Source organism: Saccharicrinis sp. 156 (assembly GCF_050589685.1).
Taxonomy (GTDB): Bacteria; Bacteroidota; Bacteroidia; order Bacteroidales; family Marinilabiliaceae; genus Saccharicrinis.
Window position 1 is genome coordinate 13,236 of record NZ_JBNGOS010000026.1, and the last position, 18,424, is coordinate 31,659.

At 39.2% G+C, this 18,424-nt stretch carries 19 protein-coding genes; 6 read left to right on the plus strand and 13 right to left on the minus strand.

From position 1 onward, the window contains the following. Window positions 1-7 precede the first annotated feature (7 nt). The 7 genes from ACRD64_RS16125 to ACRD64_RS16155 are packed head-to-tail and all read right to left on the minus strand — an operon-like array spanning window position 8 to window position 5,245. Window positions 8-1,201: a nickel-dependent hydrogenase large subunit gene (locus ACRD64_RS16125; RefSeq protein ID WP_430934485.1), complete on the minus strand. Its 1,194-nt coding sequence runs from the start codon at window positions 1,199-1,201 to the stop codon at window positions 8-10. Window positions 1,202-1,207: 6 nt separating this feature from the next. Then, window positions 1,208-1,648: an NADH-quinone oxidoreductase subunit C gene (locus ACRD64_RS16130; protein WP_430934486.1), complete on the minus strand. Its 441-nt coding sequence runs from the start codon at window positions 1,646-1,648 to the stop codon at window positions 1,208-1,210. Between the two features lie 8 nt (window positions 1,649-1,656). Next, window positions 1,657-2,070: an NADH-quinone oxidoreductase subunit B family protein gene (locus ACRD64_RS16135; protein ID WP_430934487.1), complete on the minus strand. Its 414-nt coding sequence runs from the start codon at window positions 2,068-2,070 to the stop codon at window positions 1,657-1,659. 10 nt (window positions 2,071-2,080) lie between these two features. Next, a complete protein-coding gene (locus tag ACRD64_RS16140) occupies window positions 2,081-3,013 on the minus strand; it encodes a respiratory chain complex I subunit 1 family protein (RefSeq protein WP_430934488.1) in 933 nt (310 codons plus the stop codon). A 34-nt stretch (window positions 3,014-3,047) separates the two neighbouring features. Continuing rightward, entirely contained in the window at window positions 3,048-3,545 is a 498-nt protein-coding gene (locus ACRD64_RS16145; RefSeq protein WP_430934489.1) for a 4Fe-4S dicluster domain-containing protein, read from the minus strand. A gap of 10 nt (window positions 3,546-3,555) precedes the next feature. After that, window positions 3,556-4,380: an FAD/NAD(P)-binding protein gene (locus ACRD64_RS16150; protein WP_430934490.1), complete on the minus strand. Its 825-nt coding sequence runs from the start codon at window positions 4,378-4,380 to the stop codon at window positions 3,556-3,558. Window position 4,381: 1 nt separating this feature from the next. Continuing rightward, the gene (locus tag ACRD64_RS16155) at window positions 4,382-5,245 is read right to left on the minus strand and encodes a 4Fe-4S dicluster domain-containing protein (RefSeq protein WP_430934491.1); all 864 of its coding nucleotides are present in this window, start codon (window positions 5,243-5,245) and stop codon (window positions 4,382-4,384) included. A gap of 383 nt (window positions 5,246-5,628) precedes the next feature. Between ACRD64_RS16155 and hypF the strand changes: the two genes are divergently transcribed. The 6 genes from hypF (at window position 5,629) to hypB (ending at window position 11,752) form a co-directional block, all read left to right on the plus strand. Then, window positions 5,629-7,917, plus strand: coding sequence for a carbamoyltransferase HypF (hypF, locus tag ACRD64_RS16160; RefSeq protein ID WP_430934492.1), 2,289 nt, complete (start codon window positions 5,629-5,631; stop codon window positions 7,915-7,917). Between the two features lie 64 nt (window positions 7,918-7,981). Further along, complete coding sequence (locus ACRD64_RS16165; RefSeq protein WP_430934493.1) at window positions 7,982-8,203, plus strand: HypC/HybG/HupF family hydrogenase formation chaperone; 222 nt, start codon at window positions 7,982-7,984, stop codon at window positions 8,201-8,203. Between the two features lie 72 nt (window positions 8,204-8,275). Further along, entirely contained in the window at window positions 8,276-9,364 is a 1,089-nt protein-coding gene (hypD, locus tag ACRD64_RS16170) for a hydrogenase formation protein HypD (protein ID WP_430934494.1), read from the plus strand. Next, window positions 9,354-10,367 (plus strand): hydrogenase expression/formation protein HypE, encoded by a 1,014-nt coding sequence (gene hypE, locus ACRD64_RS16175; protein WP_430934495.1) that lies wholly within the window; start codon window positions 9,354-9,356, stop codon window positions 10,365-10,367. The genes hypD and hypE overlap by 11 nt, the downstream gene beginning before the upstream one ends. A gap of 253 nt (window positions 10,368-10,620) precedes the next feature. Further along, window positions 10,621-10,959: a hydrogenase maturation nickel metallochaperone HypA gene (hypA, locus tag ACRD64_RS16180; RefSeq protein WP_430934496.1), complete on the plus strand. Its 339-nt coding sequence runs from the start codon at window positions 10,621-10,623 to the stop codon at window positions 10,957-10,959. Between the two features lie 139 nt (window positions 10,960-11,098). Continuing rightward, entirely contained in the window at window positions 11,099-11,752 is a 654-nt protein-coding gene (gene hypB / locus ACRD64_RS16185) for a hydrogenase nickel incorporation protein HypB (RefSeq protein ID WP_430934497.1), read from the plus strand. A gap of 407 nt (window positions 11,753-12,159) precedes the next feature. Here the strand turns inward: hypB and ACRD64_RS16190 are convergent, their stop codons facing one another. From ACRD64_RS16190 to ACRD64_RS16215, 6 genes are all read right to left on the minus strand, one after another. Further along, on the minus strand, window positions 12,160-12,636 hold the full coding sequence (locus ACRD64_RS16190) for an NAD(P)H-dependent oxidoreductase subunit E (RefSeq protein ID WP_430934498.1): 477 nt from the start codon (window positions 12,634-12,636) through the stop codon (window positions 12,160-12,162). An 11-nt stretch (window positions 12,637-12,647) separates the two neighbouring features. Further along, the gene (locus tag ACRD64_RS16195) at window positions 12,648-14,423 is read right to left on the minus strand and encodes an NADH-dependent [FeFe] hydrogenase, group A6 (protein ID WP_430934499.1); all 1,776 of its coding nucleotides are present in this window, start codon (window positions 14,421-14,423) and stop codon (window positions 12,648-12,650) included. 20 nt (window positions 14,424-14,443) lie between these two features. Beyond that, window positions 14,444-16,237 carry an NADH-ubiquinone oxidoreductase-F iron-sulfur binding region domain-containing protein gene (locus tag ACRD64_RS16200; protein ID WP_430934500.1) on the minus strand — a complete coding sequence of 598 codons (1,794 nt, stop codon included), beginning with the start codon at window positions 16,235-16,237 and terminating at the stop codon, window positions 14,444-14,446. A gap of 9 nt (window positions 16,238-16,246) precedes the next feature. Next, entirely contained in the window at window positions 16,247-16,657 is a 411-nt protein-coding gene (locus ACRD64_RS16205; protein ID WP_430934501.1) for a (2Fe-2S) ferredoxin domain-containing protein, read from the minus strand. Window positions 16,658-16,912: 255 nt separating this feature from the next. Continuing rightward, window positions 16,913-17,461 carry an ATP-binding protein gene (locus ACRD64_RS16210; RefSeq protein ID WP_430934502.1) on the minus strand — a complete coding sequence of 183 codons (549 nt, stop codon included), beginning with the start codon at window positions 17,459-17,461 and terminating at the stop codon, window positions 16,913-16,915. 155 nt (window positions 17,462-17,616) lie between these two features. After that, complete coding sequence (locus ACRD64_RS16215; protein WP_430934503.1) at window positions 17,617-18,384, minus strand: PHP domain-containing protein; 768 nt, start codon at window positions 18,382-18,384, stop codon at window positions 17,617-17,619. Between the last annotated feature and the right edge of the window lie 40 nt (window positions 18,385-18,424).

Below are 18,424 nucleotides of genomic sequence, written 5' to 3' on the forward strand. Positions count from 1 at the left end.
AACTCAATCAACTATTACGTCTTATTTCATCTGACTTTCTTTTCGACTTTTCAATTATCTCTACACCATTCAACACCTTTTCGCCTGTAGCGTAATCGTATACCGCAGCCATGCGTTCGGTACAACAGTAACAAGGGTCAACAGCTGCCAGCGATATTGCCGCATCAGAAATGGTTTGTCCAACACATGACTTTTTGAAGGTTGCAATATTCACATAACTCGGGGCACGGATTTTATGCCTTGCCGGTGAATTTGTACCTATTGTTTTTACGAAATGGAATACTTCACCCCGTGGTGCTTCATAACGTCCGGTGCCTATTCCTGCCGGAATATTTTTGACCACAACTTCAATATCACCTTCTTTTAACTTTCCGAGTCCGTTCAGGCATTGTTCTATAATTTTAATGGATTCATACATTTCAAGAAGTCTTACTTCTGCTTTCGCAAAAACATCACCTCCCTGAGCAGTAATTACTTTCCAGTCTACAAGAGGATAAGCGGCATGAGGGTCATCTCTCCGTACATCGATATCTACGCCTGAAGCTCTGGCTGTAGGGCCGACAGCACAATACTCCATAATATCTTCTTTTGTGATCACTCCAACACCTTTTGTACGTGCATGAATGACGGAATCGTCCATGACAGCACCCGTCAATAAATCGACCTTCTTTTTAAGGAAAGCGAGCACTTCTCGGATCTTAGGTATTTTGGCATTTTCAATATCCCTTCGCACGCCACCGATTTTAAACATGGCATAGCTATTTCTGTTTCCGGAGATCATTTCGAAGAGATCGAGTACCGGTTCCCTATATTTCCATGCCCACATAAAAACAGTATCATAACCCAAAAAATGTCCTGCTAAACCAACCCATAATAAATGACTATGAATCCGCTCTAATTCACCAATAATACTTCGAATATATTTAGCACGATCAGGAACCTCCACGCAAGCAATTTCTTCCATCGCATTTGCAAAAGCAAAAGGATGCGATGTAGAACAAATGCCACAAATCCGCTCGACCAGAAAAAACGATTGATCAAAGGATTTACTTTCACTGAGCTTCTCTATGCCCCGATGATTATAACCTGTTTCCCACTTTACATCTTTCACTATTTCACCTTCGCAATACAGCTTAAAAAGTTCCGGTTCTTCCTGAAGCGGATGATACGGCCCTATCGGTATGACTTTTTTCTCGCTCATTCTCCTTTATTTTGTAAAATCTTTTCTATACGGATAAACTCCTTCAGCCCAATTTCCTTCCGAAAGAAGTTTACCCGGATTGGTATGGTTTAAAAATGTAATCCCAAATAATTCATGCATTTCCCGTTCAATCCAATCGGCTGCAATAAAACACTGCGTCAGCGATTCAATTTCCGGGTTCTCCTGAGGTAATACCACATGAAAATTTGCGATATTCCCCGCTTTATCATCACTAAAATGATACAATATTTCAAATCCTGCTTTTGTATGAAATGCCGAAGCAATGATAAACCTGAATTGTATGCCATTATGCAAATAATCAACTATTTCCAGGATAGCATGCTTGTCGATATCAACCAGAATTCTGTTCTGTTTTATGATTTCAGTTCTTAGAATTTTATCTCCAAAACGAGTTGTGATTTTTTCTATAAACAGTTCTTTTTCCATCCCAGAAATTATTTTTTATTCAATAATTTTACTATTCCACCTATGATTGCCTCAGGTTTTGGAGGACAGCCCGGTACGTAAACATCTACCGGAATAATTTTATCAACAGGTCCGGCAAAAGTGATGCCTTCCGCAAAAATTCCTCCTGTGCAACCACATGCCCCTATTGCCACAACCAATACGGGTTTTGCCATTTGGTTATATACCTCGATCAAACGGTCTTTATCACGTTTGTTAATAGAGCCATTAACCAACAGCACATCAGCGTGACGTGGGCTACCTACCAGCTTCATACCAAAGCGTTCCACATCAAATCTTGAAGTAAGACAATCCAATATTTCGATGTCACAATTGTTACAAGAAGCTCCACCGTAATGAAACAGCCACAATGATTTTCTAAAACAAAAATCTTTTAATCCCACGTCTCTATCTTTAATATCCTAAATAACTTAACGTTATAGCAACCACCACCAAAAGATTCATCCAGATAAGGAAAAACCTCATCGCTTGTCCTATTTTTAGTCTCGGATTAGTATTACGTATCAACGTGATAAGCAATACCACGGCAACCAGCTTAAGAACCGACCATAATATATGGATCCCTGAAAATTGTATTCCACTCAAGAACAATAGAATAATAAATGCCGGCAAAGTAAAAAACAACATGTACTTTGTGAGTTTAATGAGCGCGTAAGCAGAACCTGAGTATTCAATAAATGCCCCTTCGGCAATTTCTGTTTCTGCTTCTCCCATATCAAAGGGTACAAGTCCGAGTTTAGCCTGAACACAAAAAATTGCTGCTATAAACAGCAAAACACCTGAAACACTACCTATAAAAGCAGTTCCTGACTGTTGAATCTCAATTATCTTGTATAGACTGATACTTGCCCCAGCCTTAAGTATAATAGCTGCAATTATCAGTATGAAAGTAAGCTCATAACTAATTATTAATTTCATCTCCCTCGAACCACCGACAGCAGCAAGAGGATTGCCCGAAGCCAGCGCTCCGATAATATAGGCAAGTGATGGGATACCCAGTAAATAAAATACTACAATAACATCTCCCTGGAAACCTGTATTGATGCCGAAAAGCGGTAACATGATTAAGATTGCTGATGTTGAAGCACCGAAAACCGCAAATACAGGAGCAAGCAGAAATGTGATTTTGGATCCCTTAGCAGGCAGAATGGTTTCTTTTACGAGCAAAAGCTTTAAAAAATCATAGAACGGCTGAATGATTGGAGGACCTTTACGAAACTGCACACGGGCAGTAATTTTTCTGTCCACACCAGCTATTAAACCACCTATTACAGCAGTAAATAAAAATCCTGGATAGATAAAATAATAAAATAAATCGGCTACCATCGGATCGTTTTGTATTAAAGCATTTAAAACTTCACTATTTAAGTTTGTCCCAAGGAACTTCTTTGATCAATATTTTTTCGTTCAATGGGTATATATTTTCATCTTCAGATGCTTCATTGTCTGTAAAACCAACTGCTCCTTCGGGGCATTGGTCCATAAATTTTTTTAGGTCATCCTCATCAGCCAGGTCGAGATAATCATCCACATGTGTAGTGAATGTAAAAAAATCGGTCATCAAAGTACCAAATGGACAAGCTGTAACACATGATTTACAGGATATGCAAAGGTTTAATGCTCGTGTAATTATTCCATCCTTATTTCTCTCCAATGCATCAGTAGGGCAAACAGTCATGCATGGTGCATCTTCACATTTTCGACATGTGAACTGAAAAATTGCCAACTCCCGGATTGTTTTTAAACCAGTATTATCGGGGAACCCTAACCATACACCAGCCGGCTGCGGATTGTCGCATTCCCCGGTTGTTCTGCAATCCCTAAATTTCGATAAATCAATAATTACTCTTTTGCCCATATCTTAATAATTATTGCCAAATATCAGGCTGTTCTTTTACCTCTTCGTAGGTAAATACCGGTCCATCTTTGCACACGAAATATTTCCCCATCATACAATGCCCGCATTTACCTAATCCGCATGACATATTTTTCTCCATGGACAAATAAATCCTATCTTCAGGATATCCCATTTCAAGTAATTTGAAAGTTCCAAACTTCATCATTACCGGCGGACCACAAACTACAGCGACAGAATCTTCAACATTTATAGTTATTTTATCTAAAAGATTGGTTACCACGCCCACTTCTTCTGTCCAGGTTTCGTCAGAACTATCCACACTTCTGTGCACCTCAAATTTCTTTATTTGTCGCAATTCGTTTATATAAGGTTTATATATGCATTCTGCCGGTGTTTTGGAACCATAGCAAAAGACCAATTTTTTAATTTTGTCTTCTTCTGCTTTTAGGTTGTACAGTAAAGAACGCAATGGGGCAAACCCACAACCACCTCCAAGCACCAATACTTCCTTACCAAAAAACTTATCTAATGGATAACCTCTTCCATAAGGCCCTCTAATACCCATTAAAACACCAGGTTTAAGCTGATGAATTTTTTCCGTGACATAACCTGCTCTCATTACGGTAATTTGAATTTCATCTTTTTCAAGAGGAGATGATGATGGTGTAAAAGGTGCTTCACCAATTCCATCTAATGTCAATTCTACAAATTGTCCTGTTTTAAATTCAAATTCCTTTTCAGGCTTCAAAACAAACGATTTAATAGTAGGTGACTCTTCGATAACCTCAGTTAGTTCCGCTTTTATACATTGATATATGTTTTGATCAGCATCCACTTTATTTCACTTCATTTAATTCAACAAATATCTCGTTCTTATTAATCTTGCCAATACAGGCTTCTATACATCTTCCACAACCAGTGCATGCAACTGAATTAAATTTTTCCGGTTTCCAAACGTACTTACACATATACCTGTTTTTAAACCGCACATTTAAGTCCTGCAAAGGATCCTCACCTGCTGCCACACGAGCAAATGCCGGTAATTGGCAGGCATCTAATTGTCTAATCTTTTCGAAACCAGGTCTGTCAATTAATAAAAAGCAGGTACAGGTCGGACAAATAGTGGCACATGCACCACATGACACACATGTATCGGAATATTTTTTCCATATTTCTTCATTTGCCTGCTTTACTAGTTCCCCTGTTTTTTTGTAATCCGGGAGTTTTTTATTTTTTTCTTTGAGTTGTCGGAAACTACTTTCCCGTTTCTCGTTGATTTGATTTACCTCTTTTTCTGTGGCTTCTTTAAAAGCAACCTTTGATTCGATTTGTCCAATAAAAACATCTCCTTTAACACTCAGGGCTTCTATAAAAACAGTTGAGTTAATACAGGATAATACTAGGTCTGTATTTTCTGTTGGATAAGGTTTGCATCCATATGATGTACAATGACAATGTTCTTGTATTGAGTAACAATCTGTTCCTATAAATAAGTAGTTTTCTAATCTGTTTTGGTAGGCAGTATCTTTAAAATCCTTACCTAAGTATATTTCGCTTAACAAATTTACTGCTGACAGATCACAGGCAGGAATTCCTAATATAATACCCGGTTTTAAATTATCTTCTTTTACTAAGTTTTGTTTTACAGGTAATAAAAAAGTTTTTAAAGGAGTTGCAGGTTTGGGTTTATTATAAATCACATCGCTAATGTTATCATCATGAAGTAATTCATAATCCTGTTCGTTTTCACATGGTATAGGGGCATAAATATGGTAATCCTTCGTCAATTGCTTGAGGATATCATCCCAAATCTCTCTCGGTAACTTTAAAATCCTTGACATAAAGCTAGTATATTACTATCCAATAAGTTACAAAATATACATAGATAATCATATTTTTTTGAGACATTATTTATTATAAAATGATATTTTTACTAAGACTGACTATAGTTAAAAATAAATAATGCCGGTTATATTATGTGTTGAGACTTATCTACGTTATAATAGATAATCTCAATCATTAATGATATCGGCATAATACCAAGTATTCAATAAAGCTCATAGTGAAATAAAAATGGTAATACATGTTATTCAGACGAGCCGACATAGAAAATAAAAATTTTGTACGTATTCATGGACTTGTACAAGGAGTTGGTTTTCGGCCTTTTGTATATAAACTAGCTAAAAATAATCACATCACCGGTTTTGTAAGAAATACCAGAAATGGTGTAGAGATTGGTTTTCAAGGAAATGAAGATGATAAATTACATTTTATACAGTCACTCGCAACTCATAGCCCTGCTGCAGCAGATATTACATCTATTGATTTTTACACCACAGAACAATCTTTTTCGAATGATTTTAGAATAATCGAAAGCGTTGAAAGCACGCATGATTTTACGGAAATCAGTCCGGATATTGCCATATGCAGTGAATGTTTGCACGACATGAGTACTCAATCCCGCAGGTTACATTATTCTTTCACCAACTGCACGCATTGCGGTCCTCGATTTACAATCATCAAAGGTTTCCCTTATGATAGAAAGGAAACTACTATGGATGTTTTTGAAATGTGCCATGATTGTGCGAAGGAATATTATGATGTTGATGATCGGAGATTTCATGCACAACCAATTTCCTGCAATAATTGCGGTCCTGGATATACATTGCTGTTGAAGAAGGATAGAATATTAAGGATAGATGAAATTATACGAGCTATTTACTTTATCATAAAAAATGGTGGTGTATTAGCAATAAAAGGCGTTGGCAGCTTTTTCCTTGTCTGCGATGCCATGAACCAACTAGCTGTAGATAAAGTAAGAAAAATAAAAAGAAGAGACAAAAAGCCATTTGCCGTCATGTTTAGTGATGAGAAAGTGGTTGAAGATTTTGCGTTTCTTAATAACGAAGAAAAGAAAGCAATTACATCATGGCAACGCCCTGTGGTATTACTAGAACAAAAAAGGCAACTTACTCCCGGCATAAACGACGGTTTACACACATTGGGCTGCATGTTACCATATATGCCTTTTCATTACCTGCTTTTTGAGAAAATACAAACAAAAGCATTGGTGTATACGAGTTGTAATATTAGTGGCGAACCGAATTTAACAGACAATCATGAAGTAGTCAACAAACTGGAAAACAATACGGATGGGATTGTAATGTATAACCGTCAAATATGGAACCGCGCTGATGATTCTGTGCTACAAATTACAAATGGCAAACCTCAACTAATTCGTCGTTCCAGAGGGTATGTGCCACGATCTATTGATGTGCCGTTTTGCACCGAAAACATAATTGCCACCGGTGCTGAGCAAAAAAACTGCTTTGCCATTGGAAAAGAAAACAAAGCTATTTTAAGTCAACACATTGGTGATATAAAAAATTACGAAATATACCATTCCTATCGTGAAACGGTTGACAGGTTTATGAATTTATACCATATAAGTGATCCTGCCTGCATAGTTACCGATGCTCACCCGGATTATCTCACCACAAAATTTGCTAATGACTTTAAAACGAAATACAATACCAAATGTGTAAAAGTTTATCATCATCATGCACATATCGCATCGGTATTGGCTGAACATGGGCTAACGGATAAGGTAATCGGGATTTGTTTTGATGGAAGCGGATATGGAACCGATGGAAATATTTGGGGCAGTGAATTTATGTGTTGTGATTTGTCGGATTTTTCAAGGGAATACCATTTTGAATACATCCCTATGCCCGGTGGCGATTTGGCAGTGAAACAACCCTGGCGTATGGCTGTTGCATACCTCTATCATACTTTTGGGGAAAAATTTCAGTATTCCGGTTGTGATTTCCTACAAGGTATTTCCATGGATCATATTAAAATGGTACTCTCTTCGCTGAAAAAAAACATCAATGTACCGTTAAGTTGCAGTGCAGGACGTTTATTTGATGCCATTGCCTCTATGATTAACATATGCAATTATGCAGATTTTGAAGCGGAAGCACCTATGAAACTGGAAGCAAGAATCGATAAGACATGCCAGGATAAATATGGTTATGAAATATCCGGTAAAATAATCTCATTCAAAAAAACGATTGCCCAGATTCTAAAAGATTTAAAGAGTAATGTACCTGTTTCAATAATTTCCGCTCGCTTTCATCAGACCATTATCGAAGTAATCCTAAAAATTGTGACCTTATTGCAGCAAAAGTATGGGATAAATCATGTAATTTTATCTGGTGGAACTTTTCAAAATCGTTATTTACTGGAGCATCTAGAACATCAACTTCAAAATATCGGGTTTAAAGTTTATACAAATCGAAAAGTACCTCCAAATGATGGAGGCATTGCCCTCGGACAAATAGCAATAGCTGCAAACTATTTAAACAAATAAACTTCGTAAATTCTGCCAACAATAAAAGCAGTAGTAGTGACATTATCATTAAAACAAAATTGTTATGTGTTTAAGTATTCCGGCAAAAATAATTTCCATTAAAGGTGATAAAGCTGAAGTGAGAATTGGCAACGTAAACTATTCCGCAGGGCTACAAATGATTGAAGACATAAAGGTTGGAGACTACGTATTATTACATGCAGGATTTGCCATTCAAAAAATTGATGAAGAAGAGGCCAAACTGACGCTCCAAATTTTTGAAGAGATGGAAAAAAGCGGCGAGTAATGAGAAGTGAGTGTTGAGTTTAAGGGAGACATTTACAATGTACCGCATTTCTAATATACCAACATTTAAAACATGAAATATATCGATGAATATAGAAATCCGGAACTCATCAATAAGCTTTGTGCTTCAATAAAAAAAATAGCTGATAAACCTTATATTTTTATGGAAGTCTGTGGTGGACATACAATGGCCATACAGAGATTCGGAATACCATCGTTATTGCCTTCAACTATAAAACTAATTTCGGGGCCCGGCTGTCCAGTTTGTGTTACGGACACGTCTTATATCGACCACTTAACAGCTCTGGCACAATTGGATAAAACAATTATTTGCACATTCGGCGATTTGATTCGCGTACCCGGGTCATACACTTCCCTTGATAAAGCAAAAGCAGCCGGAGCTGATATCCGTGTTGTATTATCTTCTCTCGATGCGTTGAAAATAGCTACTGAAAACCCCAAACAAAATGTGGTTTTTGCGGCCATTGGGTTCGAGACGACTTCTCCGGGTACTGCTGTTGCAGTTTTAGAGGCAGAACAAATGAATCTGAACAATTTTTCAATTCTTAGTGCCCACAAAATAATGCCGCCTGCCATGAAAGCCATTGTTGAGGACGGGGTAAAAATTAATGGTTACATCTGTCCGGGGCATGTAAGCACCATTGCAGGTTCTGCGATGTATGAAGAAGTATGCAGAGATTTTGGATTAGGTTGCGTTATTTCAGGATTTGAGCCTTTGGATATTTTACATTCCATACATATGCTTCTGGTACAACTTAAAAATAATGATCCAAAGGTAGAGATTCAATACAAACGTGCTGTAAAACCCAATGGAAATAAAAAAGCCAAGAAAATTATGGACCAGGTGTTTGTAGCAGTAGATGGAAAATGGCGCGGATTGGGATCTATCAAAAGAAGTGTTTTAAAACTGCGTCCCCAATACTATAAATACGATGCCGAACATCAATTTTCCGTATCTTTTAAAACAAAAGAACCGGACAAAGGCTGTATTTGCGGGGAAATTCTGAAAGGTAAAAAATCACCTTCCGATTGCATCCTTTTTGCTCAAAATTGCCGTCCAGAAAATCCGGTTGGTGCCTGCATGGTTTCCAACGAAGGTGCCTGTCAGTCCTACTTTAAATATCATCAATATGGAAAATAATATTTTACTTGGCCATGGAAGCGGCGGCAAGTTGATGCATCAATTACTCAACAATTTATTCTTTAGATATTTTAATCATGAAGAACTAAAAAAAAACACAGATTCTGCAATTTTAACGATACCAGCAAACAATATTGCATTTACCACAGATTCATATGTAGTTGACCCACTATTTTTTCCTGGTGGCAATGTTGGCAAATTAGCGATTTGCGGAACAATAAACGATCTGGCTGTCTCAGGGGCTCAACCTCAATTTATAAGTGCCGGATTTATCATTGAAGAAGGTTTTTCTTTAGCCAAACTGGAAGAAATTGTAAAAGCAATGGCACTTGAAGCGAAAAGCGCGGGTGTACAAATTGTTACCGGTGATACGAAAGTCATCAATAAAGGAAAAGCCGATAAGGTTTTTATTAATACTTCTGGAATTGGAATTGTAAAAGACGAACATAAAAACATTGCAAAGGGTAACCACTTAGAACCAGGTGACATATTATTTATTAACGGCACGCTTGGAGATCACGCTATGGCTGTGCTGACAGCAAGAGAAGACCTGCCTATAAAAACCGATATCCAATCGGATTGTGCTTGTTTAAATCATTTGATTAAAAAGATATTGGATGCAGGAATTCGGGTAAAATTTATGCGCGACCTGACCCGCGGCGGATTAGCGACAGTCCTTGATGAAGTAATATCCGGAAAAAAATTGGGCATAGAAATAAATGAGAAGGAAATCCCGATTAAAGATAGCGTAAAAGCATTATGTGAAGTCTTAGGATTTGACCCTCTTTACCTAGCAAACGAAGGAAAAGTATTATTTGTGGTTGATAAAGCGGATGAAACCGCCATGAGAGAAATATTACATAATGACATACTTGGTAAATCATATAGCCTGATTGGGAAGATAACAGACAACTATAGCGGTGAGGTAGTAATGAATAGTATAATAGGAGGAAAACGTTTGATTAAAATGCTCGCCGGGGAACAATTACCCCGAATATGTTAGACGGCAAGGACTTACCAATAATACAATAAATAAAACAGGCACGGACAACAAGAGTGAAAATTGCACACTAGTTTTCATGCAAATAATACTATTTAGCGATGAAATCAGCGTTATTGATTGTTGGTAAAATGCCGTATCCTATCGCAAATATTGCAAATCAGTTATGAAATTTACGGTTTTAGCCTTAACTTGATAACACAGCATCTTCCATCTGAAAGATATCTGTCTCTTATCAATTATAAACGGGTAAAAAATGCACGAAATTGCTATTGTGAATAATTTGTTTGAAATAATTATCGAAGTATCCCAAAAAGAAAAGTTAAGTAAAATTTCAAAAGTAAATTTCCTTTTGGGAGAGATACAGCAGATTGTTCCTGAAATATTTCGTTTTGCCTTTGAAAGTGCCGCCGAAAACACCATAGCACAAGATGCCATACTAAATATTGAAATAGTACCCATCAAAGCACAATGCAATAATTGTAAAGAAATTTTTCATGTAAAAGATTTTTTTTATTGCCCTAAATGCCAAAGTAATAACCTGAATCTTATCAATGGAAATGAGTTAACCATAAAAAGTATTGAAGGAGAATAATTATGAAACGAACATGTACTTTTTTAATTAAAAGTTCACAAATAAAGATGATTTAAATAAGTCCATGTGAGAGCGGAGCGGTTACATCCGTTCTCAAATTTTAAAGTATAATAAAATAACAACTTGAAAATTTTAACGGATGAAAATAAAGATAATGCGCAATGTACTGGATAAGAACCAGGATAAAGCCAACGATATCAGACAACTTTTAGAACAAAACCATGTTGTGATGTTCAATTTCATCAGTTCTCCGGGAACCGGAAAGACATCACTTCTGGAAATACTATGTAAAAATCTGGCACAGGAATATCGTATCGGAATAATTGAAGGTGATGCTTATACAGATCGCGACGCCAAGCGTTTAATTAAATATCATGTGCCTGTCGTACAGATAAATACGGAAGGCGGATGCCATCTCGACTCAAATAGTATTAGCAACGCTTTAGCTGAATTTGATTTAGATAAGCTTGATGTGATTCTTGTCGAAAATGTGGGAAATTTAATATGCCCGACGGTATTTGACTTGGGTGAGAACTACCGTGTTGCTTTGATCAGCACAACCGAAGGCGATGACAAACCAGCAAAGTACCCCATGCTGTTTCGAAAGGCAGACATGATTATTCTAAACAAAATAGATTTAATGCAATATACAAACTTTAATATGGGCAATTTTAAAACAGATCTACAACAACTGGGTATCAACACACCCTTTTATGAAATATCATGTACGCAACAAAACGGTATTCATAATGTATTAGAATGGTTTAAGGGAAAGTTTAAGTTTCGATCTTGATTGTTTTTGCATATTTTCACTTCCCATCCCAATTGTCTTGTTATTATAAACGAATCCAACTGACAACCTTAACTATTAACAATCGCTGATTCCGGCAGGGAATAAGTATCTCAACCCATTGTGACAACCCAAAATTGGGTTTCTCGGATCGATGTTGGGATAACCTCCCGAGATACCTCAGGGACAGATCGTCCCGAATTTATTACGGAAGACTCTCCCATTCGGGCTTTGCCTGTGGCTAGCCTTGAGCTTGCGCTCGAAGAATTGGCGCAGGACTATGGTGACTGAAGGGGCAACCCGCATGAACATTCCTATCCTGGAAAATATATTCATTATGCGCTTAAACCCGCTCCACTTTTGCAGAACGGGTTTCACTTTATTAACTTTTAAGTAGTACTCTAAACTATTTACTTATACTCAGCCAGAATATCTTTTACATCCTCGGGAGCAACGCGTCCGAACACCTTTTCACCCACGGTAACTACCGGAGCCAAACCACAGGCGCCAACACAACGTAAGCTGCTTACAGAGAATTTGCCGTCCGGTGTGGTTTCTCCCACTTTCACATCCAACAGGCGCTTAAATTCGTCCAGTACTTTTTCGGCACCACGAACATAACAAGCCGTTCCCATACATATAGAAATAGGATGCTCTCCCATAGGTATCATGGTAAAGAAAGAGTAAAAAGTAACCACCCCATACACATGCGCGATATTCACTTTCAGTTCATCGGCAACAATCTCCTGCACTTCGGCAGGTAAATACCCAAATATCTCCTGGGCAGCGTGCAGCACATTAATCAATTCGCCTTTATCGTATTCAAACTTTTTGCAAACGTCCTTTAATTCCTGAACTTTGCTATCAGCTAATTTTATTTCTGCCATAATCCCTAACGTTAATCGTTATTAATTTCAACTTTCTTTTTCTTATCAAAATAGTGCGTATGCAGTAACTTATGCGACAATTCGCCACAAGGCTTGCCTAAATATTCATCGTAAAGCTTAACGATAAACGGATTCTCGTGTGATTTACGGATGGCCTTACCTTCATCTTCGCGATAAATAGCAGCAGCTCTTTTCTTTAAGATGCTGGTATCACCGTGGTGATAAGGCTGGCCTCCGCCACCGATACATCCGCCAGGACAAGCCATAATTTCAATGGCATGGAATTCTGATTTGCCAGCCTGAACATCTTCCAATAACTTACGAGCATTCCCGAGTCCATGGGCGATTCCAATTTTAATAGTTAGTCCGTCGAAGTCCACCTCAGCGGAACGGATACCATCGAAACCACGCAGGGCATCAAACTCTACTTTCTCCAGTTTCTTTTCGGTATGAACCTCGTAAGCTGTGCGAACAGCAGCTTCGATTACGCCACCTGTGTTGGCAAATATCACCCCCGCTCCTGTTGACTCACCCATTGGATTATCAAACTCTTCATCGCTCAGATCACCGAAATTAAGGTTCGCTCCTTTTATCATCATCGCCAACTCTCGTGTTGAGATAGACAGGTCAACATCAGGATTTCCATCAACGGCAAATTCAGGACGGCCCGACTCATATTTCTTGGCCAAACAAGGCATTACGGAAACCACGACCATATCTTCGCGTTTGATGCCCATCTGCTCTGCCAAATAACTTTTGGCAATGGCACCGAACATCTGCTGAGGCGATTTAGCTGTTGAAGGCACATCCAGCATATCGGGGAAATTACTTTCGAAGAAATTAACCCAACCCGGACAACATGAAGTCAGGATAGGAAGTTTTACATCCTTGTCTCCCGCTAAATGCTTTTGCAAACGATCAAGCAACTCTGTACCTTCTTCCATAATGGTAAGATCGGCGGCAAAGTCGGTATCAAATACTTTATCGAAACCTAATTTTTTTAGGGCAGAGGTCATTTTCCCGGTCACCAAAGAACCCGGCTCCATGCCAAATTCTTCGCCCAACGCCGCCCGAACAGCAGGTGCAGTTTGAACCACCACTGTTTTTGCCGGGTTCACCAACGCAGCAATCACCTTGCGTGTGTTATCCACCTCGGAAAGCGCCCCGGTAGGACACACAGCAACACACTGTCCACAGTACGTGCAGGTCGATTTCTCCAGATCCATTTCAAAGGCAGGTGCCACAACCGACTCAAACCCGCGATTAATAGCCGAAAGGCAACCCACGGTTTGTACCTCATTACACATCATTTCGCATCTGCGGCACATAATACATTTGTCCACGTCGCGAATAATGGCGGGTGATTTATCTTCCTTGTAATGTGATTGCTCTCCTTCAAAAGGAATTTCACGAATACCCAAATCCTGGGCCATGGTTTGCAAATCACACTTACCATTTTTAACACAGGTCAAACACTCTGCAGGGTGATCGGACAGGATCAGCTCCATGACGGTTCGGCGGGCATTTACCACTCTTAACGAGTGCGTATTGATTTTCATGCCTTCGGCACATTCCGTTTTACAAGCTGGCGCCAGGTTTCTTCTTCCTTCAACCTCGACCACACAAATGCGACACCCTCCGGGGTTGTTCTCAACATTTAAATCGTGGAGTTTCATGTGGCATAAAGTAGGAACATCTACCCCTACCGATTTTGCCGCCTCCAACAAAGTTGTACCCTTTTCTACTACTACAGGTTTGTTATCTATATTTAATTTTACAATATCCATTGTTTTATCATCTTTTAGCGTTACTGGATGCTGATCGCATTAAACTTACATTTCTCCATACAGGCACCACACTTGATACAAACTGTCACATCGATAACGTGTGGCTGTTTTTTATCTCCCGTAATTGCGTCCACCGGACATACACGGGAACACAAGGTGCATCCCACGCAAGCGTCGGCACTAATCACATACTCCATTAAGTCTTTACACTGACCGGCAGGGCATTTTCCATCTTTAACATGGGCCAAATACTCATGGCCAAAATTATCCATGGTCGAAAGCACCGGGTTTGGTGAAGTCTGTCCCAATCCACAAAGCGAAGTATCCTTGATGACATTACCTAAGTTTCGCAGCGTTGCCAGATCTTCTTCTGTTGCATTCCCTTTGGTAATTTTATCCAGCATTTCGTACAATCGCTTGTTACCGATTCTGCACGGGGCACATTTACCACACGATTCCTCAACAGTAAAATCAAGATAGAACTTAGCCACAGAAACCATACAATCGTCCTCGTCCATCACAATCATACCCCCAGAACCCATCATAGAACCCGAAGCCAGCAAATTATCGTAATCAATAGGAATATCCAGGTGTTTCTCTGTTAAACATCCTCCGGAAGGTCCTCCTGTTTGTACCGATTTAAATTTCTTACCATCCTTGATACCTCCGCCGATATCAAAAATAACCTCGCGTAAGGTAATGCCCATCGGCACCTCAATCAAACCAACATTGTTGATTTTTCCTGCCAGGGCAAATACTTTGGTTCCTTTACTCTTTTCGGTTCCGATGGATGAAAACCACTCCGCGCCGTTATTGATGATTACAGGGATATTGGCAAAGGTTTCTACATTATTCACATTAGTTGGTTTTCCCTTATAACCACTAACGGATGGGAATGGTGGTTTTACCGTCGGTTCACCTCGTAAACCTTCCATGGAATGAATCAATGAGGTTTCTTCTCCACAAACGAATGCACCTGCACCATAACGAAGCTCAACATCAAAATCGAACCCTGTCCCAAAGATATCTTTACCTAAAACACCCAGGTTACGAGCCTGCTCAATGGCAATTTTTAAACGCTCAATAGCCAACGGATACTCGGCACGAATATATATTAAACCGTTGCTTCCACCGATACAGTATCCGCAAATGGCCATTGCCTCCAATACCGAGTGAGGGTCTCCCTCCAAAATTGAACGATCCATAAACGCACCAGGGTCACCCTCATCGGCATTACAAACCACGTATTTCTCGTCCCCTTCGACATTGTGAGTAATTTCCCACTTTAATCCGGTTGGGAAACCGCCGCCACCGCGACCTCTTAATCCAGCGTCTTTAATTATTTGGATGGCTTCCTGTGGCGTCATTTCTGTTAACACCTTACCCAGTGCCCCATACCCCTCACGAGCAACATACTCATCAATGTTTTCCGGGTTGATAAAACCACAGTTGCGCAGGGCTATACGGATTTGCTTTTTATAGAAATCCATATGCTTGGCATCGGAAACATGCGTTTTCGTTTCCGGGTCTGTGAACAACAACCGTTCGACCTTACGACCTTTCACCAAATGCTCTGAAATTATTTCGCCTGCATCCTCTGGTTTAACTTGAACATAAAAAGTGTTATCGGGAATCATTTTAACGATAGGTCCTTTTTCGCAAAAGCCGAAGCAACCTGTACGTACCACCTGAATTTCGTTTTCCATGCTGTTATCGGCAACAGCTTGCTTAAGATTTTCTACAATCTCTTCACCTTGCGAAGCACGACACCCCGTACCTCCGCAAACTAAAATGTGATTTTTATACTTGGCCATAGCTCAAATTTACTTTACGTTATCTTCTTCGTTCGGAGTGGTATAAGCAGCAGGAATAATGCCATCCACCAACTCTCCACCAATGATATGCTTGGTGATAATTTCTTTTGCTTTTTTTTCATCTACATTTCCGTACACCACTGGTTGGGTACCTGGCACATGCACTTCGATGGTAGGCTCGGAATGACAATATCCCATGCAACCGGTTTGAGTTACTACTGCATCAATAGCACGGTTATCCAACTCTTCGATCAGACAATTCATGGTTTCTTTGGCTCCTGAAGCGATACCACAGGTTGCCATGGAAACCTTGATTTGAACCATTTTTTCGGGACGATCGCTTTTTTCGCGCAAAGTAATCTTCTCCTGAAGATTTTCCCGCATCTTTTTAAGATCGTCTAAGGTTTTTACTTTTGCCATTTTTCTCTCTATTATAGTTTGTATATTGTTTTTTCTTGTCCGCGAATTACGCGAATTTCACTCCTCAGATTATAGACTCAATTCTAACTAAAATATTTCAGGCATTCCACCTGGGTTTCCTACGTACATGATATCCCATATCGTTACCTAAGTTATAATAGTTCGAGCTTCCAGTCTGGTTGTATTTTTCCGGTCTCCCTTCTTCAATCTTCACATTCAACACCCAATGACTATTGACCACGGACTATTAACTGTTTAAAACTCAACCCCTATTTCGGTAAGGTTTTCTTTAATCATTTCTCTCATAAATTTCACCACATCCGGGTCGGTAACGGGAACTCCTTCCAGTACTTTTTTCACTTCTCTACTATCAAAAATAAAGTCTTCATCATCGCGCTGATGAAAATAAAGAAAATCCACGTTTGGATTTCCGGAAACTATCAGACTTATTGTTCCTGCCAAATCGCCCAATGGTGGTCTATCAATATGGGAATGAACAAAGGATGCCATAATCTGTGTTCCTTTATCAAGCTCCGATTCAATAGTTAAATCACCCTCCGACAGTTGGGCATTTTGCTGTAACAACGGTATTCCCAAACCGACTTTCCGGGTTTTGCGCGATGTAAAAAAAGGATCTAAGGCCTTTTTGATTGTTTTATCATCCATACCGCACCCATCGTCCTTGATCTTCAATATCAGCAGGTCTTCGGCTGAATCCTCCAGAATAGTTAACTCCACCAAAGAAGCGCCGGCTCGTACCGAGTTTCCGATAATATCGAGTATGTGCATAGATATGTCTCGCATATTTTTTCAATATTTAAGCACTGATAAACTATAATTATTGGAATTTGCCATGCAATTCCACTTTTTACTTCATCCAAGAATTACGCTAACCAGAGGTATTTAGAACAGCTTTGCTGTTCATAATTTCCAGAGAAAACCACTCTGCGTTAATTCGTTTAATCTGTGGACAACCTATCGTTTTTAATAATTCCAACTACTTTTCTGCCGGCTTCACCTTTTAAAGCCATTTTAATTTCGCTAAACGATGGTTTTTCCAACAACATGCTAGTATAACTACTTCCTATCTGATTTAGCATATGGGCATCGGAACTACCAATAACAGAATAATTCTTAACCCAGGGATGCTTTAGTTCAAATTCCTTCATCTTCACGTTGGCGCTTACCTCAATTCCCGAGACAGGGATATCAGGCAATAAAAACCCCAACTGACTGGTCACGCTAAACCGGGTTTTATCCGCATGCGCCGGAATAAACAAACCTTCCATCTCGTTTACCTTGGCTGCCACTTCATCCATGGAAACATCCAAAGCGACTATCAGCAATTTTTCTTCCACTCCGAGAATATTATTGTCACGGTCGACCCAAACCTGATCCCCGAATAATTCCGGTTTATTTTTTACCCTGGGTAAATGTTCGTCCAGATATACCTGAAACTCGTTTAGCTTTTCATTATTTTCAAAGAACACAAGGCAATGCACTTCTTCTTTTGTATTTATTTCGGCACCGCACAAAACCGTAATCCCGAATTCGCCTCCCAGCTGTTTGACCACCTCGCTTTGTCGGGTACTGTTATGATCGGCAATGCCTATGACATCCATCTTCTCCTCTTTCGCTCTTTTTATGATGGCATCGGGACTCATCTCCAGTTCCGCACATGGCGAAAGCACAGTATGAATATGTAAATCTACCCGATAGCGATTCATTGTATTGATTTTGAGATAAGAGATTTTGAGATAAGAGACA

Coding starts and splice junctions, on each gene's coding strand:
- ACRD64_RS16125 (WP_430934485.1), bottom strand. CDS start 1,201: ATGAGCGAGAAAAAAGTCATACCGATAGGGCCGTATCATCCGCTTCAG.
- ACRD64_RS16130 (WP_430934486.1), bottom strand. CDS start 1,648: ATGGAAAAAGAACTGTTTATAGAAAAAATCACAACTCGTTTTGGAGAT.
- ACRD64_RS16140 (WP_430934488.1), bottom strand. CDS start 3,013: ATGGTAGCCGATTTATTTTATTATTTTATCTATCCAGGATTTTTATTT.
- ACRD64_RS16145 (WP_430934489.1), bottom strand. CDS start 3,545: ATGGGCAAAAGAGTAATTATTGATTTATCGAAATTTAGGGATTGCAGA.
- hypF (WP_430934492.1), top strand. CDS start 5,629: ATGTTATTCAGACGAGCCGACATAGAAAATAAAAATTTTGTACGTATT.
- ACRD64_RS16165 (WP_430934493.1), top strand. CDS start 7,982: ATGTGTTTAAGTATTCCGGCAAAAATAATTTCCATTAAAGGTGATAAA.
- hypD (WP_430934494.1), top strand. CDS start 8,276: ATGAAATATATCGATGAATATAGAAATCCGGAACTCATCAATAAGCTT.
- hypE (WP_430934495.1), top strand. CDS start 9,354: ATGGAAAATAATATTTTACTTGGCCATGGAAGCGGCGGCAAGTTGATG.
- hypA (WP_430934496.1), top strand. CDS start 10,621: ATGCACGAAATTGCTATTGTGAATAATTTGTTTGAAATAATTATCGAA.
- hypB (WP_430934497.1), top strand. CDS start 11,099: ATGAAAATAAAGATAATGCGCAATGTACTGGATAAGAACCAGGATAAA.
- ACRD64_RS16190 (WP_430934498.1), bottom strand. CDS start 12,636: ATGGCAGAAATAAAATTAGCTGATAGCAAAGTTCAGGAATTAAAGGAC.
- ACRD64_RS16195 (WP_430934499.1), bottom strand. CDS start 14,423: ATGGATATTGTAAAATTAAATATAGATAACAAACCTGTAGTAGTAGAA.
- ACRD64_RS16200 (WP_430934500.1), bottom strand. CDS start 16,237: ATGGCCAAGTATAAAAATCACATTTTAGTTTGCGGAGGTACGGGGTGT.
- ACRD64_RS16205 (WP_430934501.1), bottom strand. CDS start 16,657: ATGGCAAAAGTAAAAACCTTAGACGATCTTAAAAAGATGCGGGAAAAT.
- ACRD64_RS16210 (WP_430934502.1), bottom strand. CDS start 17,461: ATGCGAGACATATCTATGCACATACTCGATATTATCGGAAACTCGGTA.
- ACRD64_RS16215 (WP_430934503.1), bottom strand. CDS start 18,384: ATGAATCGCTATCGGGTAGATTTACATATTCATACTGTGCTTTCGCCA.